This is a genomic window from Variovorax sp. FG153, assembly GCF_057809595.1.
Map to the genome: position 1 here is coordinate 316,482 of NZ_JBMDKG010000002.1, position 23,363 is coordinate 339,844.

The following is a 23,363-nucleotide window of genomic DNA, read 5'->3' on the forward strand; positions in this document are numbered from 1 at the left end:
TCTTTTCATGGTGCCCGCAAGGCAGCAAAGCGTCGCAATCTAGGCGCGCGCCGCCGTCCAGGCTGATGCCTGGACAAGGTGCGCAACGACGAGTGCGGCGCTTTGCTGCCTTGCCCTTCGGGTTGCCCCGCAAAGCTGGCATCTGCGGCGTTGCAAATGCTCGCCGGGCCACCAGCCCGGCTGCGCTTTGCGCCTTGCACCTGCCAGCTTTGCGGGGCAACGGGCACCATGAAAAGACCATGAACACGTTCTGAAGGCCTGTGCATCGACAGGCCTGGACGATTGTAAAAACGCCCTTACACACGGGCGGCGGGGGTTTACCCTGCGACAGCGCCGAAGCGTTGCCGGATCGACTGCTCGATGCCGGGCGCGTCGAGCCCGATCGAGGCCAGCAGCTTGGCCGGGTCGCCGTGCTCGATGAAGCGGTCGGGCAGGCCCAGCTGCAGCACCGGCACCTGCACGCCGGCGGCCTGCAGCGCCTCGAGCACCGCGCTGCCCGCGCCACCCATCAACGCGCCTTCCTCGAGCGTGACCAGCGCCTCGTGCGAGCGCGCCACCTCGAGCAACAGTTCCACGTCGAGCGGCTTGGCCCAGCGCATGTTGGCGACCGTGGCGTCGAGCGCCTCGGCGGCCGTGAGCGCCGGATACAGCAGCGTGCCGAAGGCCAGGATGGCGATGCGCTTTCCCTGGCGGCGCAGCTCGCCCTTGCCGAAGGGCAGGCCGTCGAGCGCGAGGTGCGGCTCGACGCCGGCACCCGCGCCGCGCGGATAGCGCACGGCCACCGGGTGGTCCTGCTCGTAGGCGGTGGTCAGCAGCTGCCGTGTCTCGCGCTCGTCGGCGGGACAGGCGATGCTCATGTTCGGGATGCAGCGCAGGAACGGGATGTCGTAGGCACCCGCATGCGTGGCGCCGTCGGCGCCCACCAGGCCCGCGCGGTCGAGCGCGAACACCACCGGCAGGTTCTGGATCGCGACGTCGTGCACCAGCTGGTCGTAGCCGCGCTGCAGGAAGGTCGAGTAGATCGCCACCACCGGCTTCAGGCCCTCGCAGGCCAGGCCCGCGGCGAAGGTCACGGCATGCTGCTCGGCGATGCCGACGTCGTAGTAGCGGTCGGGGAAACGCTGCTCGAACTCGACGAGACCCGAGCCTTCGCGCATGGCCGGCGTGATGCCGACCAGCCGGCCGTCCTTGGCCGCCGTGTCGCACAGCCACTGGCCGAAGACCTGGGTGAAGGTCTTCTTGGGCGCCGACGCGGGCTTGACCAGGCCGACCTGCGGATCGAATTTGCCGGGGCCGTGGTAGGCCACGGGATCGGCCTCGGCAAGCTTGTAGCCCTGGCCCTTCTTGGTCACCACGTGCAGGAACTGCGGACCCTCGAGGTGCTTGAGGTTCTCGAGCGTGGGCACCAGCGAGTCGATGTCGTGGCCGTCGATCGGGCCCACGTAGTTGAAGCCGAACTGCTCGAACAGCGTGGCCGGCACCACCATGCCCTTGGCATGCTGCTCGAAGCGCTTGGCCAACTCGAACAGCGGCGGCGCGGCGCGCAGCACGCTCTTGCCCACGTTCTTGGCGGCGGCGTAGAAGTTGCCGCTCATCAGCTGCGCGAGGTAGCGGTTGAGCGCGCCCACCGGCGGGCTGATCGACATGTCGTTGTCGTTGAGGATCACGATCAGCCGGCAGTCGCACACGCCCGCGTTGTTGAGCGCCTCGAAGGCCATGCCGGCCGTGAGCGCGCCGTCGCCGATGATGGCCACGGTGAAGCGGTCCTCGCCCTTCTGCTTGGCGGCCATGGCCATGCCGAGCGCGGCCGAGATGCTGGTCGACGAGTGCGCGGTGCCGAAGGTGTCGTACTCGCTCTCGCTGCGCTGCGGAAAGCCCGAGATGCCGCCGAGCTGGCGCAGGGTGGGCATGCGCTCGCGCCGGCCCGTGAGGATCTTGTGCGGATAGGTCTGGTGGCCCACGTCCCACACCAGCCGGTCGTGCGGCGTGTTGAACACGTGGTGCAGCGCGACCGTGAGCTCCACCGTGCCGAGGTTCGAGCTCAGGTGGCCGCCGGTGCGCGAGACGTTGTCGAGCACGCAGGCGCGCACCTCGTCGGACAGCTGCTTGAGCTGGGCCCGGTCGTACTGGCGGATGGGGGACGGATCGTGGAGCGTGGGGAGCAGCGGAGCGGCCATGGATCGTGGTGTTCGTTCTTGTCTAGCGGTCGCGGGCGACGACCATGTGGGCCAGGGCGCGCAGCGCCGCGGTGTCGTTCAGGCCGCTCGCATCGAGCGCGGCGAGCGCGTCGTCGAGCAGTTGCGAGGCCTGGGCCCGGGCTCCCTCGAGCCCCAGCAGCGACACATAGGTGGGCTTGTCGGCCGCGGCATCCTTGCCGGCGGTCTTGCCGAGGGTCTGCGAATCGGCCGTCACGTCGAGGATGTCGTCGACCACCTGGAAGGCCAGGCCGATCGCCGCGCCGTAGCCGCGCAGCGCGGTCAGCGCCGCGGGCGAAACACCGGTGCCGCAGGCCGCGCCCATCTCGACGCTGCCCTGCAGCAGCGCGCCGGTCTTCAGCCGGTGCATCTCGCGCAACTGCGCTTCGTTCAAGGCCACGCCCACGCTCGCGAGGTCGATCGCCTGGCCGCCGGCCATGCCCTGGCTGCCGGCGGCGCGCGCCAGCATGCGGCACAGCGTGGCCTGCATCGCGGGCGGCACCTCGTCGCCATCGGGCGTGAGCAGCTCGAAGGCCAGCGCCTGCAGCGCGTCGCCCGCGAGCAGTGCATCGGCCTCGCCGAACTTCACGTGCACGGTGGGCTTGCCGCGGCGCAGCACGTCGTTGTCCATGCACGGCAGGTCGTCGTGCACCAGCGAATAGGCATGGATCAGCTCGGTGGCGCAGGCCGCGCGCAGCGCCGCGGCCGCATTGCCGCCGACCGCCTCGCTGGCCGCGAGCACCAAGAGCGGCCGCAGCCGCTTGCCGCCGTCGAGCACCGCGTAGCGCATGGCCTCGCCGAGCAGCACCGGCGAATCGACGCCGACCCAGCCCGACAGCGCCTGTTCGACGCGCTCGAGGTGCGGGCGGCTCCAGAGCGCGAGGCGGGCCTGGTCCCAGGCGGAGGACGTGGTGGCCGCGGTCATTCGGCGGCCCACGGCTTGAGGCTGCCCGCGTCGAGCACCTTGATCTGGTCCTCCACCGCCTGCAGCCGGTCGCGGCAGAAGGCCAGCAGCGCGGCGCCGCGCTGGTAGCTGCCCAGCAGCCGGTCGAGCGGCAGTTGGCCCGATTCGAGTTCCGCGACCAGTTGCTCCAGTTCCTGGAGTCCCGCTTCGTAGCTGACGGGCATCGGGCCCGTGTCGGGCGTGGGCGCCGGACTGGACGCGGGAGAGGAAGGCACCTTGGGCATGCGGGGGCAACGAGGATGAAACCGCGCATTTTAGGTCTCGGCCAGTGACGCATCGACGGCCTGCGCGACACCTGCCCGCGGCGTCATGCACGGCCGTACAGGACGCCCGCCCCGACCAGGGTGAAAGCCCCAGGGGCCACAAGGAAGGCCCCCCGGGTACAATCACCCTCCCCCAGCCGGTCACGCCGGCGCAACTCTCGGGCCGGCACGCCTCTCCTGTCGTCGGTACCTTCCGTTTCAATTTTGTTTTCCTCCCTGTGGGGAGCTTGGTCAGGTCCTCCATGTCTGATTTAAGTCTTCAACTGCAGCAGGCCACGAGCCAACTTCCGGTTTCCGCGTATTTCGACGAGGCGCTCTTCGCCCGCGAGATGGAAACGCTCTTTGCCCGTGGCCCCCGCTATGTCGGCCACCGCCTTGCCGTGCCGGAGGCCGGCAACTTCCACACGCTGCCCCACGAGCACCAGGGCCGCGCGCTGGTCCACACGCCCAAGGGCGTGGAACTGATCTCCAACGTGTGCCGCCACCGCCAGGCCGTGATCCTGCAGGGCCGCGGCGAACTCGACGCGCGCACCGGCGGCAACATCGTCTGCCCGCTGCACCGCTGGACCTATGCCGCGGCCGACGCGCGCACCACCGGCACGCTGATCGGCGCCCCGCATTTCGCGCAGGACCCCTGCCTGAACCTGCACAACTACCCGCTCACCGAGTGGAACGGCCTGCTGTTCGAGGCCAATGGCCGCGACATCGCGGCCGACATGGCCGGCCTGGGCCCGCGCGCCGACCTCTCGTTCGAGGGCTTCGCGCTCGACCACGTCGAGCTGCACGAGTGCAACTACAACTGGAAGACCTTCATCGAGGTCTACCTCGAGGACTACCACGTCGGCCCGTTCCATCCGGGCCTGGGCAGCTTCGTCACCTGCGACGACCTGCGCTGGGAGTTCAACCGCAACTACTCGGTGCAGACGGTGGGCGTGGCCAACCGCCTGGGCCGCGCGGGCAGCCCGGTCTACCAGAAGTGGCAGGAACAGCTGCTGCAGTACCGCGAGGGCAAGCCGCCCAAGTACGGCGCGATCTGGCTCACCTACTACCCGCACGTGATGATCGAGTGGTATCCGCACGTGCTCACCGTCTCGACGCTGCACCCGGTCAGCCCCACCAAGACGCTCAACATGGTGGAGTTCTTCTACCCCGAGGAAATCGTCGCCTTCGAGCGCGAGTTCGTCGAGGCCCAGCGCGCCGCCTACATGGAAACCTGCGTGGAAGACGACGAGATCGCCGAGCGCATGGACGCCGGCCGCCGCGCGCTGATGCTGCGCGGCGACAACGAGACCGGCCCCTACCAGAGCCCGATGGAAGACGGCATGCAGCAGTTCCACGAGTGGTACCGGCGCGAGCTGCAGGCCGCCGGCTGAGGCGCCGAAGCGCTGCTTCGGCCCCGTTTCCTGCTATTCTCTTGATAGCTGAATGCGCCCGGTTGGCGGGCGTTTCAGCTATTTTTCTTTTGTAAGAAGTCAAGACGATGCAAGCGCTCTGGATGGTGCTCGGCGCCTTTTTGTTCGCCACCATGGGCGTGGCCGTGAAGATCGCCTCGGCCTGGTTCACCAGCGGCGAGATGGTGCTGTGGCGCGGCGTCATCGGCATCGTCTTCCTGTGGCTGCTCGCGCGCAGCCGGGGCGTCTCGCTCGCCACCCGGTACCCGGGCATGCATGCCTGGCGCAGCCTGATCGGCGTGGTCTCGCTGGGCGCGTGGTTCTATGCCATCGCCCACATGCCGCTGGCCACGGCCGTCACCCTCAACTACATGAGCAGCGTCTGGATCGCCGCCTTCCTGGTCGGCGGCGCGCTGCTGGCCTGGATGCCGGTGCCGGGCCGCGACGGCCGCGTCTCGCGCCCGCCGCTGCAGGCGCCGCTGGTGCTGACCGTGCTCACCGGCTTCGTCGGCGTGGTGCTGATGCTCAAGCCCAGCGTGGATTCGAGCCAGGGCTTCGCCGGCCTGCTGGGCCTGCTGTCGGGCCTGACCGCCGCCTTCGCCTACATGCAGGTGGTGGCGCTCTCGCGCATCGGCGAGCCCGAGATGCGCACGGTGTTCTATTTCGCGCTCGGCTCGGCCGTGGCCGGTGCGCTGGCCACGGCCTTCACGGGCTTTTCGGAATGGAACTGGCGCCACGGCCTGTGGCTGCTGCCGATCGGCCTGCTGGCCGCTCTCGGACAGCTTTGCATGACCCGCGCCTACGCCACCGCCAAGACCCAGAGCGGCACCCTGGTGGTGGCCAACCTGCAGTACTCGGGCATCATCTTCGCGGCCTTCTACAGCGTGGTGCTGTTCGACGACCGCATCGACGCCGCCGGCTGGACCGGCATGGCGCTCATCATCGCGAGCGGCGTTGCCGCAACCGTGTTGCGTCAGCGTACAGTTCCGCAAGCGCCGGCCGAGGAACATTGAGGCCGGTTCGCAGTCCCTTCACCGTCCGCCGCGCATGTCGCGCGGCCCATGCGCCAAGGAGTTCTTCGCCATGACCTTCACCACCCTCGTTTCCGCCACCGAGTTGCGCGCCCTGCAGGCCGCCGGCACACCGCTCATGGTGTTCGACTGCAGCTTCGACCTCATGAAGCCCGAAGCCGGCGCCCAGCAGTACGCGGCCTCGCACATCCCGGGCGCGCTGCATGCCGACCTCGACACCGACCTCAGTGCCAAGCATGGCAAGCCCGGCGCACATGGCGAGGTGGTGGTGGCGCAGGAAGACGGCGTGCCCGCCTCGGGCGGGCGCCATCCGCTGCCCAGCCGCGAACGCTTCGCGGCCTGGCTCAGCGGCATCGGCTTCTCGAACGACATGCAGGCCGTGGTCTACGACCGCAACGGCGCCAACTACTGCGGTCGCCTGTGGTGGATGCTCAAGTGGATGGGCCACGACGCCGTGGCCGTGCTCGACGGCGGCCTGCAGGGCTGGCAGGCCGAGGGTGGCGAGGTCACCGACCGCGAGGAGCCCGCGCGCTTCCAGTCGAACTTCGTCATGGGCGAGCCGCTGGTGCGCCTCGTCACCACCGACACCGTGGTGCGCCAGCTGGGCCAGCCTGACCAGAACCTGATCGACGCGCGGGCCGGTGCACGCTATCGCGGCGAGGTGGAACCTCTGGACCCGATCGCCGGTCACATCCCCGGGGCACTCAACCGCCCCTTCGCCGAGAACCTCGGTCCCGACGGCAAGTTCAAGCCCGCCGCGCAATTGCACGCCGAGTTCGAAACGCTGCTCGAAGGCCGCGATCCGGCGACGGTCGTCCACCAGTGCGGCAGCGGCGTGAGCGCCGTTCCCAACCTGCTCGCGATGCGCATCGCGGGGCTCGGAACGGCCGCGCTCTATGCCGGCAGCTGGAGCGAATGGAGCAACACCCCGGGGCTGCCGACCCGGCAAGGCGCCCAACCATGACCCTGATCCGATCCAGCGTCGCTCGACGCATCCTCGCTTCCGCCGCCATCGCCCTGATCGCCTCGGCCCCGTTCGCCGCCGCGCAGGCCCAGCAGCAGCACGCCCACGTGCACGGCCAGATCAAGCTCGACGTCGCCATCGACGGCCCCACGGTCGTGATCGCCATGGAGTCGCCGCTCGACAACATCGTGGGCTTCGAGCGCGCGCCCAAGACCGATGCCGAGAAGAAGACCGTCGAGGATGCCGTGGCCCAGCTGCGCGCGGCCGACAAGCTGTTCGCCATCGACCCCGCCGCGAGCTGCAAGCTCGGCCCGGTCGAGCTGCAATCGGCCGCGCTCGGCCTGGGCAAGCCCGATCCGAACGAGCCCGAGGGCCATGCCGACCTCGACGCCACCTTCTCGTTCAACTGCGCCAACGCGGCCGCCGCCAAGTACATCGACATCGGCCTGTTCGCCGCCTTCAAGGGCACGCGCCAGATCGATGCGCAGATCGCTTCCGCGCAAGGCCAGTTCAAGCGCCAGCTCAAGCGCCCCGCCGGCGCGCAAGCCGCGCAGCCGGCCCGCCTGACCTGGGGCAAGTGAGGTCGTGAGCCTTCCTTCGCAGGCCGAATCCACGCCGCTGCGCGTGGTGCTCTCGGCCGAATCGCTGCGCTTCTCCTGGCCCGGCAGCGCCACGCCCTGCATCGACATCGAGGCCTTCCGCATCACGGCCGGCGAATCGGTGTTTTTGCATGGCCCCAGCGGCTGCGGCAAGAGCACCCTGCTGTCGCTGCTGGCCGGCGTGCTGGTGGCCGACGAGGGCCGCGTGTGCCTGCTGGGCCACGACTGGTCCAAGCTCTCGGGCGCCGCGCGCGACCGCTGCCGCGTGGCGCACGTGGGCTACATCTTCCAGCAGTTCAACCTGCTGCCCTATCTGAGCGTGGTCGACAACGTGCTGCTGCCCTGCCGCTTCTCGGCACGGCGCCGCGAGCAGGCCTCGCGCCAGCGCGGCGCGCGCGAGGAAGCCGAGTACCTGCTCGACCAGATGGGCCTGGACCGCAAGCTCTGGCAGCGCCAGGCCATGCAGCTCTCGGTGGGCCAGCAGCAGCGCGTGGCCGCGGCGCGCGCGCTCATCGGCCAGCCCGAGGTGGTGATCGCCGACGAGCCCACCTCCGCGCTCGACGAGGACCGGCGCGAAGCCTTCCTCGACGTGCTGCTGACCGCCTGCGCCGAGAACGACAGCGCGCTGGTGTTCGTGAGCCATGACCAGCGCATCGCGCAGCGCTTCGCGCGCCATGTGCTGCTGCCCGAGATCAACCGCGCCTCGAGCGCGACGATGGCGACCGAAGAATGAAGGCCCTCTTCTCCATCGCCTGGCGCAGCGCCTGGAACCGCCGCTTCACGCTCGCGCTCACCGTGTTCTCGATCGCGCTGTCGACCTTCCTGCTGCTGGGCGTCGAGCGCATCCGCACCGAGCTGCGCAAGAACTTCGCCTCCTCGGTCTCGGGCACCGACCTGATCGTGGGCGCGCGCACCGGCTCCACCCAGCTGCTGCTGTACTCCGTGTTCCGCATCGGCGCGGCCACCAACAACATTGCGTGGAAGAGCGTGCAGGCCCTGCAGGCGCACCCCGGCGTCGACTGGGTGGTGCCGCTGTCGCTCGGCGATTCGCACCGCGGCTTCGCCGTGCTCGCGACCTCGCCCGAGTACTTCACGCGCTTTCGCTACGGCGACCGCCAGTCGCTCGCGCTGCGCGAGGGCAAGCCCTTCAGCGAGCTGTTCGACGCCGTGGTGGGCGCCGAGGTGGCCGACAAGCTCGGCTACCACGTGGGCCAGAAGATCACGCTGGCGCACGGCAGCGGCGAGCTCAACCTGGCCGAGCATGCCGACAAGCCCTTCACCGTGGTGGGCGTGCTCGCGCGCACCGGCACGCCGGTCGACCGCACCGTGCACATCGGCCTCGCGGCCATGGAGGCGATCCACCTCGAATGGGTGGGCGGCGCGCCCATGCCGGGCGTGAAGATCCCGGCCGAGCAGGTGCGCAAGTTCGACCTCACGCCCAAGAACGTGACGGCCGCGCTCGTGGGCCTGAAGAACCGCGCGGCCGTGTTCTCGGTGCAGCGCTGGATCTCCACCTACACCGGCGAGCCGCTGATGGCGATCCTGCCCGGCGTGGCGCTCGACGAGCTCTGGAGCGTGATCGGCGTGGGCGAGAACGCGCTGCTGCTGATGTCGGGCCTGGTCGCGCTCGTGAGCCTCGCGGGCCTGGTGTCGGTGGTGATGGCCGGCCTCAACGAGAGGCGGCGCGAACTCGCCGTGCTGCGTGCCGTGGGCGCGGGCCTGCGCCACGTGCTGGCGCTGCTCGCGCTCGAGGGCGCGCTGGTCACCGTGCTCGGCGTGCTCGTGGGCGTGCTGATGGCGGTGCTGGGCATCGCCGGCCTCGCGCCCTGGCTGCAGTCGCAGTTCGGGCTGACATTGCGGCTTTCCGAACCTACACTGAACGAATGGCTGCTGCTCGCGAGCCTGCTGGCCGCCGGCTGGCTGGCGAGCCTGCTGCCCGGCATTCGCGCCTACCGGCTCTCGCTCGCCGACGGGCTTTCACCGAGGATCTGATCCCATGCGCCACGCAAAGACTCTCCATCCCGCCGTCCAGGCCTCGAAGCGCTTCGCCCTGCTGATGGCCGGCGCAAGCCTCGCGGCCGCCGCCTGGGCCGCCGAGCCCGCGCCCAAGGACACCACCGCCACCAACCCGCTCGGCGGCAAGGCCGCGACCGCGGCCACCGCCAAGGCCCCGGCCGGCCAGCCGCGCCAGATCACCTGGGAAGAACTCGTGCCCAAGGACTGGGACCCGTCGAAGGAGTTCAAGGGCATGGACCTCAGCGCCCTCGACGACGGCGACCCGCGCGCCAACGAGCTGCTGATGAAGATGCAGGAGGTGTCGAACAACGCGCCGACCAATCCCGCGATGAACGGCGTGGAGGTGAAGATCCCCGGCTTCATCGTGCCGCTCGAGGAAGCCAAGGGCGAGGTCACCGAGTTCCTGCTCGTGCCCTACTTCGGCGCCTGCATCCACACCCCGCCGCCGCCGGCCAACCAGATCCTGCACGTGGTGCCGCAGAAGGGCGCCAAGTTCCGCGCCATGGACACCGTGTGGGTCACGGGCAAGCTGCAGACCCTGCGCAACGATTCGATGATGGGCGTGAGCGGCTACCACGTGAGCGCGAGCAGCGTCACCAAGTACACCGGCGGATCGAAGTAGGTTGCGCGCGGCTCTGACCGCCAGCTGACTGTTCGAGAGGGGCCGGCATTCACCGGCCCTTCACCTTTCTTGACAGGCCTGTTCCTACCCGGCCTGCGCCCGGCAGACGACACAGGCCGTTGCATCCTGGGGCCATCCTTCGTCATCGCTTCAGTTGCGGCAGCCGTTCTCTACGGGCGGGCGCCACGACAGCGTCCCAGGAAGGCCCACATGATCCCCTCCAACCCCACCCCCCTCGCGCGTGCGCTCACGCTCTCGCTGTGCACCGCAGCATTGGTGCTCGCGGGCTGCGACAAGTCCGAGACGCCCGCCGCGCAGAACGCCGCGGCACCCGCGCCACAGGCAGCGGCTTCGGTACCCGCCGCCGCAGGACCGGCACCCGCGGCCCCCATGCCCGTGGCCTATGTGCCACCCGCGGCCGAGGAGCTCTACCAGATGGTCGCGCCCATCGCGCTGTACCCCGACAAGCTCGTGGCGCAGGTGCTGGCCGGCGCCACCTATCCCGAGCAGATCACCGCCGCGCAGGAGTGGCTCAAGCAGAACCCCACGCTCAAGGCCGGCGCGCTGGCCGATGCCGTCAACCAGCAGCCCTGGGACCCGAGCGTCAAGTCGCTGACCGCCTTCCGCAACGTGATGGACCAGATGGCCGGCAACCTGCCCTGGACCGAGGCACTGGGCAAGGCCTACTACAACGACCCGGCCGACGTGATGAACGCGATCCAGGTCATGCGCCAGCGCGCCTCCAAGGCCGGCCGGCTCAAGAACAACGACAAGATCAAGGTCGCCACCGCCGCGGCACCGGCCAACTACACGCCCGCGCCCGATCCGCAGGGCGCCTATGCGGGCCCGCTCATCGTCGAGCCGCCGCAGCAGCTCATCACCATCCAGCAGGCGCAGCCTGATGTGGTCTACGTGCCGAGCTACAACCCGCAGGAGATCTACGGCGATCCCGTGCCGGTCTACCCCGGCTATGCCTATGCACCGCCACCGCAGCCCGTCTACGTCGACCGCGGCTACAGCGGCGCCCAGGTCGCCACGGCCGGCGTGCTGGCCTTCGGTGCCGGCGTGGTCGTGGCCTCGGCACTCGAGCGCCATGGCTGGGGCTGGAACTCCTGGAACGTGAACTGGGGCCGTCCGCGCGACCGCGACTATCCGCGCGCCGCGCCCCCGCCGCCGGCCTATCGCCCGGCCGTGGTCTACAACAACAACACCTACGTCTCGCGCTCGACCACCGTCGTCAACAACGTCTACAACAACAACGGCGGTGGCCGCGACCGTGACCGCCCGCGCGGCGATGCGGGCGTGGCAGCCTGGCAGGCCGCGCATCCGGGGCAGTCGCCCAACTTCGCGATGCAGCAGCAGCAGGCCCAGCAACAGCAGGCCGCCGCGCTGCTCGCGCAGCAGCAACAGGCGCGCCAGCTGCAGATGCAGCAACAACAGCAGCAACACGCGCAGCAGTTGCAGAGCCAGCAGCAAGCGCAGCAACAAGCCCAGCAGCAGGCCCTGGCGCGCCAACAGCAGATGCAGCAGCAGGCGCATCAACAACAGGCGCAACAGCAGGCACAGCAGGACCAGGCGCGACGCCAGCAGCTGATGACGCAACAGCAGACGCGCGAGCAGCAAGCCCAGCAGGCCCAGGCCGCGCGCCAGCAGGCGCAGCAGCAGCAAGCGCAGCAAGAGCAGGCTCGTCGCCAGCAGCAATTGGCCCAGAACCAGGCCGGCCAGCAGCAGGCGCAACAGGAACAGGCGCGCCGCCAACAACAGCAGCAACAACAACAGGCGCAGGAACAGGCGCGACGCCAGCAACAGCAGCAACAACAACAGGCGCAGGAACAGGCGCGACGCCAGCAACAGCAGGCTCAGCAAGACCAGGGCCGCAGGCAGCAGCAACAACAGCAGGCCCAGCAGGAACAGGTCCGTCGCCAGCAGGAGCAGCAACAGCAAGCCCAGCAGAACCAGGCCCGTCAACAGCAGCAAGCGCAGCAGGAGCAGACGCGGCGCCAGCAGATGCAACAGCAGCAGGCAGCGCAGAACCAGGCACGGCAGCAGCAACAGCAACAGGCCGCCCAGCAGGCGCAGCAGGCCCAGCAGCAAGACCAGGCGCGGCGCCAGCAGATGCAGCAACAACAGCAGCAGCAACAACAGGCCGCGCAACGCCAGCAACAGCAGGCCCAGCAGCAACAGGAGCAGATCCGTCGCCAACAGCAGCAGGCGCAACAGGCCCAGCAACAAGCGCAGCAGCAGGCCATGCAGCGGCAACAGCAGCAGGCTCAACAGGCGCAGCAGCAAGCCATGCAACGCCAGCAGCAACAGGCACAACAAGCCCAGCAGCAGGCGATGCAGCGCCAACAGCAGCAGGCTCAGCAGCAGGCCGCGCAGCGCCAGCAGCAACAGGCCCAGCAGATGCAGCAACGGCAGGCACAAGCTCAAGCGCAGGCCCAGGCTCAAGCCCAGGCCGCCGCGCACCGCAACCGCCCGCCGGGCGACCAGCGACAGCAGTAAGGACCCGGTCGGACGAAGCTGTGGGCGAGTGAGCGTTAGGCATCACAGCGAAAAGCCGCCACCGCATCGTTGGCAACGTCGGCCAGAATAGCGAGCCCAACCTGGGCTTCGCAATGCTGTCGACGCGCATCGCCAACTTCCTCAATGCCGGTGACCAAGTTGCCGCGCGGCTGCCGACAAGGGATACCGGCGAAACATGCTTCGTTCGTATCCGGCCCATCCCGAAACCGGGCGTGCCGCGTGAGGAGCGGCGCTACCTGAACTCGACATGGTCGATGTGGGAATACTGGGACTTCGAGTTCCGCCGTTTCGTCCTCCGAGACGGCTGGCAATACGATGAGTGGAACTACGACCGATACATCATCCAAGACGACCGCAAGACGACGCATGACCCGAAGGCTTTCGAAGACGTGCTCAGAGCCTGGGTGCCAGCCGCCGACACCCTGCAGCACATGACCGATTCGTCTTGCCCCGAGTGACTTGACAGCCACTGCCGGGCCGCCACCTCGATGTGGACCCATCGGCCGCATACCCCCGACCAGGCGCGACCTTCAGCACAACGAAAAAAGCGCATGCGAAGAGAACCCTTCGCATGCGCCTTCAGCTTTTGGCGCGACCAGTGCGCCGCGCCGCGCCCGCTCAGTTGCCCTTGCCGATCTCCGTCAGCAACCGCGTCACCAGGTACAGCCGCGGCACGATCGAATCGACCTCGATGTACTCGTCGCGCGCGTGGTAGCCGAAGCCCGCGAGGCCGAAGCTCTCGACCACCGTCGCCTTGCCCGAGCGCCCCGCGTAGCCCGCGTCGGTGCCGCCGCCGGTCATCGGCGTGAGCGCGAGGTCGCGGTCGATCTCCTTGTAGATCGCCTGTGCCTTCTCGGCCAGCGCGCGGCCCTTCTCGCCCGCCACGAAGGCCGGACGGCCCACCTCCACCTTCACCGTCGTCTCGGTGTCGGCAATCAGCTTGCCGCTCGCGATCTTGGCCTGCAGCGCCGCGTCGAGCTTCTTCTCCGCGCCCGGCTCGGTGATGCGCACGTCGCCGAGCGCCTGCGCCTTCTCGGTGATCTGGTTGATCGGGCCCACCGCGCGCGCCACCGTCCAGTTGAGTGTCACGCCCGGGATGTCCTTCGCGAGGTCCTTGGTCTGCAGCATCTGGTACGAGAGTTCGTACAGCGCATTGCGGCCCAGCTCGGGGGCCGCGCCCGCGTGCGAGGCGCGGCCCTTCACCTCGAGCGTGGCCTGCGCGATGCCGGCCGCGCCGAGCAGCAGCGATTCGCCCTTCACCACCGACTTCGCCGCCGTCGGCTCGAACGACAGCACCGTGTCGTGCAGGTCGGCAGTGGTCGCGATCAGCTCGCCCGAACCGACCGAGCCCACTTCCTCGTCGGGATTCATCAGCACCGTGAGCGTGTCGTAGTCGCGCCAGCCCGCGTCGGCCAGGATCTTGAGCGAGGCCATCATCACCGCCAGCCCGCCCTTGTCGTCCGCGATGCCGGGCCCGTAGATGCGGTTGCCGTCGACCTTGTAGGGCTGCGAGTTCAGGATGCCGGGCTGGTAGACCGTGTCCATGTGGCCCTGCAGCATGATCTTGCGCTTGCCGTTGCCCTTCATCGTGCCGATCACGATGTCGGCCCCCGCCCCGGCCGTCGCCTTGCGCCGCTCGACCTTGAAGCCGGCCGCCTTCAGCCGGCCTTCCACCACGTCGGCCATCTTCATCAGCCCGTCGACATTGAGGCTGCCCGACTCGATCAGCACCATCTCCTTGAGGTTCTCGATGACGGCGGGCTGCGCCTTCTCGGCTGCGGCGAGCAGCTTGGCGTCGGGGGCGGCATGGGCGGCGGTCGCGGCGCCGAGGGCGAATGTGCAGGCCAAGGCGATGGAGCGCAGCGAGAAGATGGGTGAGGAAGGTTGAGTCATGAGGGTCCCCTTTTCTTGAAGTGAATGGCGAGCGGAAGGATAGCGAGGCGGGGCGGGATGCGGAGCAAATGGGCGACAGGGTCGCCGGTCGGCTCAAGCAATGTTGCGCCGCCGGACACGAAACTTGACGGCCCTCGCCACGGCCACCTAAAGTGCCCTCGCCTCGTGTGAACGAGGACGGGTTTGGCGGCCCGAAGACATCCTGCGATTCACTTTGGAGGCCCACATGGCCAAAGACTTCAATGCAGGCACCGACGCCGGTGATTCGGGGGCACGCCCCGTCTCTCAGTTCAAACCCTTCGAATGGGTTCCTCCTCGGGGACTCGATCCCAGCCGACAGCATCAAGCCGCCTTCTTGAACGATGCGCGCGATGTGGTGCAAGGCGCGCTGTTGCTGGTTCAACTGCTGCAGTGGGATGAAGAACGGCCCGATACCGTGTCATCCGAGACCGACCCCGCCCCTGTGCTCGACGCGTGCCAGCGCGGTTCGCTGCAGCGCTTCGTTGCGGTGTCGCTGGGCTTGCTTCATGCGCGGATCGAGGCGCAGTGCGAGGCGATGAGGGAGTAGCGCGAGGTGCGTCGAACGGCATCGGCAATACTCGGCCGATCGACTGCACGAATCCTCGCGGACTCACCAGACCCATGCGCGCACTCGCCTTGAATCTTCTTCTTGCACTGGCACTGCCCCTCGCACATGCCGCCAACGATGCCGACACGGTCGGCACCTACCTCACCCCGGGCACGGAACGCGAAGAACTCGCGCAGCGGTTCACCGGGCGCAATGCCGTCGTCATCGCCTCCGTGACGACGTACATCGAGCCCATGTGCAACCCCGACAGCCTGCCACCCAAGGGCTCGCGCATTCAGGAACTCACCTTCCTCGACGATCACGGGAAAACGCTGCGCATCCGCATTCCCAGAACCGATGCCGAATGGGCCGCCAAGGCAGCAGCCCAACCTACGATACCCAAGCAGACTGCATATGCGCATTTGCCGGTCGCCTACGTCATTCCCAGCGGCCGCTATACCCTGCAGAGCCACACCATCGAAGCCGGCATGACCGCTCGCCGCGCACCGGCGAGCGGCTGGAGCGATGGCTACCCGGAAGTCGTTCCTGCGGACGGCCTGCCGGAAAACAGAGTCTTCGTGGCGGAGGCTGGCAAGCCTGTCTATATCGGGCACTTCCATCAGGCCTGTGGCATCGGGTCCAAATCAGTGCCACCCATGTATGCCGATGGGATGTATGAGAGAAGCGGCGCCACGGGAGCCGTGGATCCGCGCTACCCGAGCCTGGAGGAAGTCGTGAATCAACGCTACCCGAGCCTGGATCTGGCGCAGCTGGTTCGCAATCCCATTCGGCAGGGGCCGTCGCTGGGGATGGAGCCGCGTCGTGGGAAGTGAGTGGCCTGGGTCCCTGCATCCCGTGCAGCCGACAACGCACCCGGCGTCATGAAGCTCGTTCTCATCGACGGGCCTGCCGCCTTCGGCAAGCCAAGGATCGCGCGAGAGCTCGCGGCATGACCACCTCGACCCATCCGCTCATCCGTCCGGCGACCATCGCCGATGTAGACGCCATGTTCAACGTCAGAACGACGGTGCGAGAGAACGCGATGACCATCGAGGAACTCGCCGGGATTGGCGTGACACCGGCAGCCATCGCCCTGGCCGTCGAAAGCGCGCCTTGCGCCTGGGTCGGCGAAATTCAGGGGGACGTCGTCGGCTTCGCCATGGTGGATCTCGAAACGGCCTGCCTGTTCGCCGTGTTCGTGTTGCCGGAGTTCGAGGGCCAAGGCATCGGAAAGCGCCTCATCCAGGCCTGCGAAGCTGCCTTGTTCGACCTGCATCCTGTCGTTTGGCTCGAGACGGCAAGAAGCAGCCGTGCTGCCTGCGTCTATCGACATCTCGGCTGGGGACGCGAGCAAGACCTGGGGGATGGTGACGTTCGGCTGGAGAAACGACGTTCGGGCGAAACCGATCCGAAGATCACTCTTTCCGGATGACTGCTTTCGACAAGAAGCGAATATCTCCGCGCCCCTTGGGATTGCCGCCATATCGGCCGCTTGCATCCTCCGTCCAGCCTCACGAGCCACTATCGCTTGGCTGCGCTCGTCATCAACCTACGGATCGACCTCTGCCGGCGCGCGGCGCCCGCCGCCAACTTCCACGGCCTCAGCTCTGGTTGTATTCCTTGAGCCTCCGCCCCGCCGCCAACGGCAACCCCCGCAACCTCCGCCCCGTAGCATCCGCAATCGCATTCCCCAACGCCGCAGGCGCCGGCCCCTGCGATGCCTCGCCGGTCCCCAGAAACGGCGCCCCAGGCCGATCGATGATGTGCACTTCCACCTTCCGCGGCACGTCCGAGAACCGCATGATCGGATAGCGGCTCCAGTCGTAGCTGCGGATGCGCTGGGCGTCGTACTGCACCTGCTCGTACAGGGTCCAGCTGGCCGACTGCAGGATGCCGCCCTCCACCTGGTTGCGCACGCCGTCGGGGTTGACGACCTGGCCGCAGTCGATGGCCGCGATGGCGCGCTCGATGCGGATCTCGCCGGTCTCCGGCACGATCGACACCTCGACCGCCAGCGCCAGATAGCTCATCAGGTTCTTGTACTGGGCGAAGGAGAAGCCCACGCCGCGGTTCGGCACGCGCTTGCGCTGGGGGTCCCAGCCGAACTTCTTCGCCGCGAGCTGCACCACGTCGCGCCCGCGCGGGTCGTCGAGGTGGCGCAGCCGGAACTCCACGGGATCGGCGCCCGCGGCGGCGGCCAGCTCGTCCATGAAGCTCTCGATGGTGAAGACGTTCATGTACGCGCCGAGGCCGCGCATGGCCGACACACGCACCGGCATGTCGGGCAGGAAGTGGTGCTCGACGTTGTAGTTGGCGAAGTTGTACAGCGGCAGGCTGTTGCGGTCGCCACCGCCCTCGGGCATGGGAATGGGCTTGGGCGGCGCCGGCGTGAACGGCTTCGCGAGGTACTGCGCGGAGATGAAGCGCCCGGCGTTGTCCAGGCGCTGGTTGTGCGAGTTGCTCCAGATCTCGTAGTGCCAGTCGACCACGCGGCCGCTGGCGTCGAGCGAGGCCTTCACGTCGGTGACCATCGCGGGGCCGAAGGGCTCCCAGGTGAACTCGTGCTCGCGCATCCATTGCAGCCGCACCGGCCGACCCGGCACGGCGCGCGCGATGAGCGCGGCCTCGGCGCCTGCATCGTCGGCGGCGTTGTGGCCGTAGCAGCCCGAGCCTTCGACGTGCACGCAGCGGATGTCCTCGGGCTTCATCGAGAGCAGTTCCGACAGCGCGCCGCGCATCGGGAACACGCCCTGCGAGTGGGTCCACACGGTGAGCTTGCCCTGCGCGTCGAACTGCGCGACCGCGCACGAGGGGCCGATCGACGCATGCGCGAGGTAGGGCTTGGTGAAGCGCGCATGCAGGGTCCTGGCCGCGGGCACGGTCTCGCCATGGCGGTCGCCGACGTGGATCTCCTGCCGCGGCAGCTTCATCAGCGTGTCGTAAATGGTGGCCGGCGTGGGCAGCGAGGCGCTCTCCTGCCAGCGCGCGGCCTCGGTGAGCGCGCGCATGGCCTGGATGGCCTGCCACTCGTCCTGCGCCACCACGGCCAGGAAGCTGCCGTCGCGCACCACCTTGACGACGCCCGGCATCTTCTCGACGGCCGCGCTGTCGACGCCGGTGAGCACGGCGCCGTACGAAGGCGGCCGCACCATGCGCGCATGCACCATGCCCGGCAGGCGCATGTCCTGCACATAGCTCGCGCCGCCGGTGACCTTGCCCGGGATGTCGAGCCGCCGGCGCGACTGGCCGATGACGCGGTGCTGCTTCGGATCGACCAGTTCGGAACGCGGCTCGGCGCGCCGGTGCAGGTCGAGCCCGCTCACGGCCTGGCCGTAGCTCAGGGTGCGGCCGTCGGGGGCGGAGATGACGCCGTCGCGCAGCTTGAGGGTATCGGCCGCGACGCCGAGCTTGCCGGCGGCCGAGCCCACCAGCAGCACGCGCACCTGCGCCGCCGCGTTGAGGATGGCGGTGCCGCTGTCGGCCGTGGAATGGCTGCCGGCCGTGTAGCCCTCGTTGGGCGTGACGGCGGTGTCGGCCGTCACCAGGTGCACCGCCTCGAAGGCCACGCCCAGTTCCTCGGCGGCGATCTGCGTGAAGGCGGTGCGGATGCCGGTGCCGAGCTCGGCCTTGCCGGTCCACACGGTGATGCGGCCCTGCTCGTCGACGCGGATCCAGGCGTCGAGCATGGGCGTGCCGGTGAGGTCGCCCGGCAGCTTGGCGGTGCCGGCATCGAGCGCGCTGGGCGCGCCCGCCTCCGTGGCCTGCTTGCCCTGCTGGGCCAGCGCGGCGGCGCCGGGCCAGAGCGAGAAGCTCACGGTGAGCGAGCCCGCGGCCAGGAAGCGGCGCCGGCTCGGGTTGCGCAGCGCGGCGTCATGCCGCCGTGCGGGGCGGCTCATCGCGATGCTCCTTGCCGCGCGCTGCCGGCCAGCGTCTTCGAGGCCTCGACGATCGCGGCCACGATGCGCATGTGGGTGCCGCAGCGGCAGAGGTTGGGCTGCATGTGCTGGCGGATCTCTTCCTCGTCGGCGCCCGGGCGCTCGTCGAGCAGCGCCTGCGCGCGCATCACCATGCCGGCGATGCAATAGCCGCACTGGGCCGACTGCTGCTCGATGAAGGCCTGCTGGATCGGCGCCGGCTTGTCGGCACTGCCCAGGCCCTCGATGGTGCGCACCGCGCGCTTGCCCACCGCCGACACCGGCATCAGGCACGAGAACACGGGGCGCTTGTCGACGATCACGGTGCAGGCGCCGCACTGGCCGAGGCCGCAGCCGTATTTGGCGCCGTTGAGCTTCAGGTGGTTGCGCAGCGCATACAGCAGCGGCATGGAAGGATCGATGTCGAGCGCGTGGTCGACGCCGTTGACGGTGAGCGTGATCATTTCGGCAGTGCCTCCTTCTCCTTGCGAACCTTCGCAACCTCGTTCTGCAGATCGGGCCAGGCCGGACGCTGCGTGGCGCTGGACCGCACATAGCGCAGCACCTCGGCGATCTGCTCGTCGCTCAGCACATCGGCGAACGGCGGCATGTAGTGCGCCGAGGCCGAACCGCCCCACGGGTTGCCGCCCAGCACCAGCTGGATGGCGTTGCGCGCGCTGTCGGCATTGACCGCCGTGCTCAGGCCGAGCGCGGGCCGGTCGCCGATGGTGCGCATGGGCGCCGCGCCGCCGTGGCAGCCGGCGCACGAGCCGTTGAACAGCGCGGCACCGGCATCGACGCGCTGGCCCGTGGGCACTGCCGCAGCGGCGATCGAGGCGGATGCCGTCGTCTTGGCCGGCTCGGCCTGTGCGGCGACAGGGGCCGCGGACTGCATGCTCATGATGTAGGTCGCGATCGCGCGCACGTCCGACTCGGGCACGTCGGCCAGGTGCTGCGTCACCGGCAGCATCGGCCCCGCGGCCGCGCCGTGTTCGCTCGCCAGGCCGGTGCGCAGGTAGGACACGAGCTGCTCCTTCGTCCACGGCCTGGGCGCGCCGGCCAGCGCATTCAGCGGCGGCGCTTCCCAGCCGTCGATGAGGTTGCCCGCGAAGGGCTGGCTGCCCTTCTCGGCGCCGAGCAGGTTCATCGGCGTGTGACAGGCCGCGCAGTGCGCCGCGCCTTCCACGAGGTAGCGGCCGCTCAGCCATTCGTCGGACTGCGCCGTGGCGGGCGCGGGCAGCGAGCCCTTCTGCAGGAACAGCAGGTTCCAGCCCGCGACCAGCGGCCGGAAGCCGAGCGGGAACGTGAGCTGGTTGGCCTTGGCCGGCGCATGCACCGGCGTGCGCGCCATCAGGTACGCATAGAGCGCGCCGATGTCGTCGTCCGACATGCGCGTGAAGTGCGGATAGGGAAAGGCCGGGTACAGCAGGTGCCCGTCGCGCGACACGCCGGCGCGCATGGCGCGGGTGAAGGCCTCGAGCGACCAGGTGCCGATGCCGGTCTCGGCGTCGGGCGTGATGTTGGTGCTGTAGATCGTGCCGAAGGGCGTGTTGAGCGGCAGGCCACCCGCGAAGGGTTTGCCGTTGGCGGCCGTGTGGCACACCATGCAGTCGCCCGTGCTGGCCACGTGCGAGCCTCGTACCAGCAGCGCCTGATCGCTACTGGGCGGCGGTGGCGCGGGCAAGGCCGCGACGGCCGGCTCCCATGCATAGGCAAAGGCCGCGCCAATGGCAGCGGCCGCAACGACCAGCAGCGTCGCGATCTTGTTTCTCGTGTTCATTCGTCCGTCCTGCCCGGCCGGGTTTGCGTACGGCGCATCGCTTCATCGTGGGCGGCGCGGATGCTACGCGGCGAGAATTAGATGAGAGTTCTGGCTATGAGATACCTGAGTCGAATGCGGGTCGGTGTCGGGCCTTGCTGCCCCGGCGTCGCTTTTTCAGTCAGCAGGAAATTCCGCCCTTGGCCGAGATATCCATGGCGAGTTCTTGTCTTCGCGCCGAGCAAACCAACCCAGCGGCAGGTTCGCGAGTTCAACGAGGGTTTCGTCCAACTGAACCAAGCGCTTCAGCCCCACGATCATTGCCTCTGACGCATCCGCACCGGCGCTGGGCAGCATCTGCCAGGCGCCATCGTCCTCGTCATGGAACACGAGCAGGATCGGCGCAGCCTCGTTCATGATGGACCTCACGGTGAAGCACGCAACATTCGGTGCATCGCTGAAAGGCCAGGTGTCGTCGGAAATGGACATGCTCTTGTTCAGTGAAACATCAAGCCTTGCCGGCGCGCCCTAACTTCTTCTTCGCCACCGCCTCCACGGCTTCCACCTCCGGCGCCTCCCGCGCCGACTTCATGTGCCCGCTCTCCCCGATCGTCATCCCCACGATCTTCGCGAGCTGTCGGCTCACGCTGATGTACGCATGTCCTAGTCGGCTGTCGAAGTAGAGCGAATCCCCCCGCCCCAGCCGCACCACCTCGCCGTTGTCGAAGTGCACCTCGATCTCGCCCGAGAGCACATAGGCGAACTCCTCGCCCGAGTGGCGCACGAAGTCCTCGGGGCCATGGATGCGCCGCGCGTGCACCACGCCGACGATGGGGCTCATCTGCTTGCCGGCGGCGGTGGTGCCGAGGAACTCGTAGGCGATCGACAGGCCGCGGTACACCACGCCCTTGCCGGCGCGCGTGACCACGGGGCCGTCGAACTGGGCGGGCTTGACGCCGGCGCCCGCGAACATGGCGTTCATGTCCATGTCGAGCGCGCGGCCCAGGGCGGTGAAGTTCTCGTAGCCCAGCGCGAGCTGGCCGCGCTCGGCGCGCGAGATGGTGGTGATCGACACGCCCGAACGCTCGGCCAGTTGCGCCAGCGTCCAGCCGAAACGCTTGCGCGCGGTGCGCAGGCGATAACCGAAAGTGGTGCGGTCCAGCGTGGGCGCGGCCTCCTTCGGCTTCGCCGCCTGCTTGGTCCCTGTATGTGGATTCACGCTTGGCTCTCTCTTGTGATGCGCAGGATTCTGCCAGTCCATCCGCTGCCCCTCCACCGCCGGGCCGCCGCGGCCGGGCCCGGAATTTGCGTATGCGCAAATTGCAAGTACGCAAATTTCACCGCCATGGTGCAACGAACGTCCTGGGCCTCTCGCCGCGTCCTCACTCTGCACGAGACGACGTCAAAGGAACTCAGGGCTTTCGATAATTTGCGGATACGCAAATTTGTTCCTACACTCCGCCGCGATGACAACGACCGAACACACCACCGCCACCGCCGACTTCCTCGTGATCGGCGGCGGCATCGCCGGCGCCTCGGTGGCGCACTGGCTCGCGCCGCATGCCCGCGTGATCCTGCTCGAACGCGAGAACCAGCCCGGCTACCACTCCACGGGCCGCTCGGCCGCGCTGTTCATGGAGAGCTACGGCACGCCGCAGGTGCGTGCGCTCACGATGGCCAGCCGCGCCTTTCTCGAGAACCCGCCGCCGGGCTTCGCCGAGCATCCGCTGCTCACGCCGCGCGGCGCGATGATGATCGCGGGCCCGGGACAGGAGGCGCAGCTCGAGGAACATTGGCAGGTGCTGCAGGGCATGCCCGGCGATCCGCGCCGGCTCGGTGCCGACGAAGCATGCGCGATGGTGTCGGCGCTGCGGCCCGAGCAGGTGATCGGCGCGGTCTACGAACCCGATGCGGCCGACATGGACGTGCATGCGATCCACCAGGGCTACCTGCGCGGCATGCGGCGCGCGGGCGGGCAGCTGGTGTGCGATGCGGGCGTGACGGCCATCGAGCGCGTGGGCGAGATCTGGCGCGTGCAGGCCGGCGGCCGCAGCTACGAGGCACCGGTGCTGCTCAATGCGGCGGGCGCCTGGGTCGACACGGTGGCTCGGCTCGCGGGCGTGCCACCCATCGGCATCGAGCCGCGCCGGCGCTCGGCCTTCATCTTCGCGCCGCCAGAAGGCGAGGCCGCGACGGCCGCGCGCTGGCCCATGGTGTTCGGCGCCGACGAGGACTGGTACATCAAGCCCGACGCCGGCATGCTGCTGGGTTCGCCGGCCAATGCCGATCCGGTGGAGCCGCAGGACATCCAGCCCGAGGAGCTCGACATCGCGATCGCGATCGACCGCATCGAGCAGGTGACCACGCTCTCGATCCGCCGCCCCACGCGCACCTGGGCCGGCCTGCGTTCCTTCGTGGCCGACGGCGACCTGGTCGGCGGCTTCGATCCCGAGGCGCCGGGCTTCTTCTGGGTCGCGGCGCAGGGCGGCTACGGCATCCAGACCTCGGCCGCGATGGGCGAGGCCTGCGCGGCATTGGCACGCGGGCTGCCGCTGCCCGAGCGCATCGCGGGCTTCGGGCTCACGGCCGAGATGCTCGGGCCGCAGCGGCTGCGCAGCAAGGTCGCGGCCTGACGCGGCAACGCCCCCTTTTCCTTCCTTC

22 protein-coding genes are annotated in these 23,363 nt (G+C 68.8%); 13 read left to right on the forward strand and 9 right to left on the reverse strand.

Annotated features, from left to right (window positions below; genetic code table 11):
- Window positions 1–317 precede the first annotated feature (317 nt).
- From dxs to xseB, 3 genes are read right to left on the reverse strand one after another with little or no spacing between them, the layout of a single operon-like run.
- Window positions 318–2,177, reverse strand: a complete 1,860-nt coding sequence (gene dxs, locus ACODT0_RS04680; RefSeq protein ID WP_479671944.1) for a 1-deoxy-D-xylulose-5-phosphate synthase — start codon at window positions 2,175–2,177, stop codon at window positions 318–320.
- Window positions 2,178–2,199: 22 nt separating this feature from the next.
- Entirely contained in the window at window positions 2,200–3,120 is a 921-nt protein-coding gene (locus ACODT0_RS04685) for a polyprenyl synthetase family protein (RefSeq protein WP_261207951.1), read from the reverse strand.
- Window positions 3,117–3,383 (reverse strand): exodeoxyribonuclease VII small subunit, encoded by a 267-nt coding sequence (gene xseB, locus ACODT0_RS04690; protein WP_057589545.1) that lies wholly within the window; start codon window positions 3,381–3,383, stop codon window positions 3,117–3,119. Before xseB ends, ACODT0_RS04685 begins: the two co-directional genes overlap by 4 nt.
- Window positions 3,384–3,664: 281 nt before the next feature.
- Between xseB and ACODT0_RS04695 the strand changes: the two genes are divergently transcribed.
- The 9 genes from ACODT0_RS04695 to ACODT0_RS04735 all read left to right on the forward strand — a co-directional run bounded on the left by ACODT0_RS04695 (window position 3,665) and on the right by ACODT0_RS04735 (window position 13,026).
- Window positions 3,665–4,795, forward strand: a complete 1,131-nt coding sequence (locus ACODT0_RS04695; RefSeq protein WP_057589543.1) for an aromatic ring-hydroxylating oxygenase subunit alpha — start codon at window positions 3,665–3,667, stop codon at window positions 4,793–4,795.
- A 107-nt stretch (window positions 4,796–4,902) separates the two neighbouring features.
- Window positions 4,903–5,826, forward strand: a complete 924-nt coding sequence (locus tag ACODT0_RS04700; RefSeq protein WP_057589541.1) for a DMT family transporter — start codon at window positions 4,903–4,905, stop codon at window positions 5,824–5,826.
- A gap of 70 nt (window positions 5,827–5,896) precedes the next feature.
- Window positions 5,897–6,808 (forward strand): sulfurtransferase, encoded by a 912-nt coding sequence (locus ACODT0_RS04705; protein ID WP_489040725.1) that lies wholly within the window; start codon window positions 5,897–5,899, stop codon window positions 6,806–6,808.
- Window positions 6,805–7,389 carry a DUF2796 domain-containing protein gene (locus ACODT0_RS04710; protein WP_296730294.1) on the forward strand — a complete coding sequence of 195 codons (585 nt, stop codon included), beginning with the start codon at window positions 6,805–6,807 and terminating at the stop codon, window positions 7,387–7,389. The genes ACODT0_RS04705 and ACODT0_RS04710 overlap by 4 nt, the downstream gene beginning before the upstream one ends.
- Before the next feature lie 4 nt (window positions 7,390–7,393).
- Complete coding sequence (locus ACODT0_RS04715; RefSeq protein WP_489040726.1) at window positions 7,394–8,140, forward strand: ABC transporter ATP-binding protein; 747 nt, start codon at window positions 7,394–7,396, stop codon at window positions 8,138–8,140.
- Window positions 8,137–9,399: an ABC transporter permease gene (locus tag ACODT0_RS04720; RefSeq protein WP_489040727.1), complete on the forward strand. Its 1,263-nt coding sequence runs from the start codon at window positions 8,137–8,139 to the stop codon at window positions 9,397–9,399. Before ACODT0_RS04715 ends, ACODT0_RS04720 begins: the two co-directional genes overlap by 4 nt.
- A 4-nt stretch (window positions 9,400–9,403) precedes the next feature.
- Entirely contained in the window at window positions 9,404–10,045 is a 642-nt protein-coding gene (locus ACODT0_RS04725) for a DUF3299 domain-containing protein (RefSeq protein WP_489040728.1), read from the forward strand.
- A gap of 210 nt (window positions 10,046–10,255) precedes the next feature.
- Window positions 10,256–12,547, forward strand: coding sequence for a DUF3300 domain-containing protein (locus ACODT0_RS04730; RefSeq protein ID WP_489040729.1), 2,292 nt, complete (start codon window positions 10,256–10,258; stop codon window positions 12,545–12,547).
- 113 nt (window positions 12,548–12,660) lie between these two features.
- Window positions 12,661–13,026 (forward strand): hypothetical protein, encoded by a 366-nt coding sequence (locus ACODT0_RS04735; protein WP_489040730.1) that lies wholly within the window; start codon window positions 12,661–12,663, stop codon window positions 13,024–13,026.
- Window positions 13,027–13,186: 160 nt separating this feature from the next.
- Here ACODT0_RS04735 and ACODT0_RS04740 read toward each other — a convergent pair whose 3' ends face one another.
- Window positions 13,187–14,461, reverse strand: a complete 1,275-nt coding sequence (locus ACODT0_RS04740; RefSeq protein ID WP_489040731.1) for a M20/M25/M40 family metallo-hydrolase — start codon at window positions 14,459–14,461, stop codon at window positions 13,187–13,189.
- 226 nt (window positions 14,462–14,687) lie between these two features.
- On the opposite strand from ACODT0_RS04740, the gene ACODT0_RS04745 reads away from it, so the two are divergent.
- From ACODT0_RS04745 to ACODT0_RS04755, 3 genes are all read left to right on the forward strand, one after another.
- Entirely contained in the window at window positions 14,688–15,029 is a 342-nt protein-coding gene (locus ACODT0_RS04745; RefSeq protein ID WP_489040732.1) for a hypothetical protein, read from the forward strand.
- Between the two features lie 74 nt (window positions 15,030–15,103).
- Window positions 15,104–15,862, forward strand: a complete 759-nt coding sequence (locus tag ACODT0_RS04750; RefSeq protein WP_413764163.1) for a hypothetical protein — start codon at window positions 15,104–15,106, stop codon at window positions 15,860–15,862.
- 116 nt (window positions 15,863–15,978) lie between these two features.
- The gene (locus tag ACODT0_RS04755) at window positions 15,979–16,461 is read left to right on the forward strand and encodes a GNAT family N-acetyltransferase (RefSeq protein WP_057589528.1); all 483 of its coding nucleotides are present in this window, start codon (window positions 15,979–15,981) and stop codon (window positions 16,459–16,461) included.
- Window positions 16,462–16,630: 169 nt separating this feature from the next.
- Here ACODT0_RS04755 and ACODT0_RS04760 read toward each other — a convergent pair whose 3' ends face one another.
- The 5 genes from ACODT0_RS04760 to ACODT0_RS04780 form a co-directional block, all read right to left on the reverse strand.
- Window positions 16,631–18,925, reverse strand: coding sequence for a xanthine dehydrogenase family protein molybdopterin-binding subunit (locus ACODT0_RS04760; RefSeq protein ID WP_489040733.1), 2,295 nt, complete (start codon window positions 18,923–18,925; stop codon window positions 16,631–16,633).
- Window positions 18,922–19,407, reverse strand: a complete 486-nt coding sequence (locus tag ACODT0_RS04765) for a (2Fe-2S)-binding protein (protein ID WP_413764166.1) — start codon at window positions 19,405–19,407, stop codon at window positions 18,922–18,924. The genes ACODT0_RS04760 and ACODT0_RS04765 overlap by 4 nt, the downstream gene beginning before the upstream one ends.
- Window positions 19,404–20,723, reverse strand: a complete 1,320-nt coding sequence (locus tag ACODT0_RS04770) for a c-type cytochrome (protein ID WP_489040734.1) — start codon at window positions 20,721–20,723, stop codon at window positions 19,404–19,406. Before ACODT0_RS04770 ends, ACODT0_RS04765 begins: the two co-directional genes overlap by 4 nt.
- A gap of 156 nt (window positions 20,724–20,879) precedes the next feature.
- Complete coding sequence (locus tag ACODT0_RS04775; protein ID WP_489040735.1) at window positions 20,880–21,191, reverse strand: hypothetical protein; 312 nt, start codon at window positions 21,189–21,191, stop codon at window positions 20,880–20,882.
- Window positions 21,192–21,210: 19 nt separating this feature from the next.
- A complete protein-coding gene (locus ACODT0_RS04780; protein ID WP_057589520.1) occupies window positions 21,211–21,921 on the reverse strand; it encodes a helix-turn-helix domain-containing protein in 711 nt (236 codons plus the stop codon).
- Window positions 21,922–22,168: 247 nt separating this feature from the next.
- Here ACODT0_RS04780 and ACODT0_RS04785 point away from each other — a divergent pair, with 247 nt between their 5' ends.
- Window positions 22,169–23,335, forward strand: coding sequence for an NAD(P)/FAD-dependent oxidoreductase (locus tag ACODT0_RS04785; RefSeq protein WP_489040736.1), 1,167 nt, complete (start codon window positions 22,169–22,171; stop codon window positions 23,333–23,335).
- Window positions 23,336–23,363 lie beyond the last annotated feature (28 nt).

Excerpts from the sequence above, each read along its gene's own strand:
- ACODT0_RS04760 (WP_489040733.1), bottom strand. The coding sequence starts at position 18,925 with ATGAGCCGCCCCGCACGGCGGCATGACGCCGCGCTGCGCAACCCGAGC.
- ACODT0_RS04710 (WP_296730294.1), top strand. The coding sequence starts at position 6,805 with ATGACCCTGATCCGATCCAGCGTCGCTCGACGCATCCTCGCTTCCGCC.
- ACODT0_RS04685 (WP_261207951.1), bottom strand. The coding sequence starts at position 3,120 with ATGACCGCGGCCACCACGTCCTCCGCCTGGGACCAGGCCCGCCTCGCG.
- ACODT0_RS04740 (WP_489040731.1), bottom strand. The coding sequence starts at position 14,461 with ATGACTCAACCTTCCTCACCCATCTTCTCGCTGCGCTCCATCGCCTTG.
- dxs (WP_479671944.1), bottom strand. The coding sequence starts at position 2,177 with ATGGCCGCTCCGCTGCTCCCCACGCTCCACGATCCGTCCCCCATCCGC.
- ACODT0_RS04735 (WP_489040730.1), top strand. The coding sequence starts at position 12,661 with ATGCTGTCGACGCGCATCGCCAACTTCCTCAATGCCGGTGACCAAGTT.
- ACODT0_RS04730 (WP_489040729.1), top strand. The coding sequence starts at position 10,256 with ATGATCCCCTCCAACCCCACCCCCCTCGCGCGTGCGCTCACGCTCTCG.
- ACODT0_RS04755 (WP_057589528.1), top strand. The coding sequence starts at position 15,979 with ATGACCACCTCGACCCATCCGCTCATCCGTCCGGCGACCATCGCCGAT.
- ACODT0_RS04785 (WP_489040736.1), top strand. The coding sequence starts at position 22,169 with ATGACAACGACCGAACACACCACCGCCACCGCCGACTTCCTCGTGATC.
- ACODT0_RS04770 (WP_489040734.1), bottom strand. The coding sequence starts at position 20,723 with ATGAACACGAGAAACAAGATCGCGACGCTGCTGGTCGTTGCGGCCGCT.
- ACODT0_RS04745 (WP_489040732.1), top strand. The coding sequence starts at position 14,688 with ATGGCCAAAGACTTCAATGCAGGCACCGACGCCGGTGATTCGGGGGCA.
- ACODT0_RS04775 (WP_489040735.1), bottom strand. The coding sequence starts at position 21,191 with ATGTCCATTTCCGACGACACCTGGCCTTTCAGCGATGCACCGAATGTT.
- ACODT0_RS04720 (WP_489040727.1), top strand. The coding sequence starts at position 8,137 with ATGAAGGCCCTCTTCTCCATCGCCTGGCGCAGCGCCTGGAACCGCCGC.
- ACODT0_RS04765 (WP_413764166.1), bottom strand. The coding sequence starts at position 19,407 with ATGATCACGCTCACCGTCAACGGCGTCGACCACGCGCTCGACATCGAT.
- ACODT0_RS04695 (WP_057589543.1), top strand. The coding sequence starts at position 3,665 with ATGTCTGATTTAAGTCTTCAACTGCAGCAGGCCACGAGCCAACTTCCG.
- ACODT0_RS04700 (WP_057589541.1), top strand. The coding sequence starts at position 4,903 with ATGCAAGCGCTCTGGATGGTGCTCGGCGCCTTTTTGTTCGCCACCATG.
- ACODT0_RS04750 (WP_413764163.1), top strand. The coding sequence starts at position 15,104 with ATGCGCGCACTCGCCTTGAATCTTCTTCTTGCACTGGCACTGCCCCTC.
- xseB (WP_057589545.1), bottom strand. The coding sequence starts at position 3,383 with ATGCCCAAGGTGCCTTCCTCTCCCGCGTCCAGTCCGGCGCCCACGCCC.
- ACODT0_RS04705 (WP_489040725.1), top strand. The coding sequence starts at position 5,897 with ATGACCTTCACCACCCTCGTTTCCGCCACCGAGTTGCGCGCCCTGCAG.
- ACODT0_RS04725 (WP_489040728.1), top strand. The coding sequence starts at position 9,404 with ATGCGCCACGCAAAGACTCTCCATCCCGCCGTCCAGGCCTCGAAGCGC.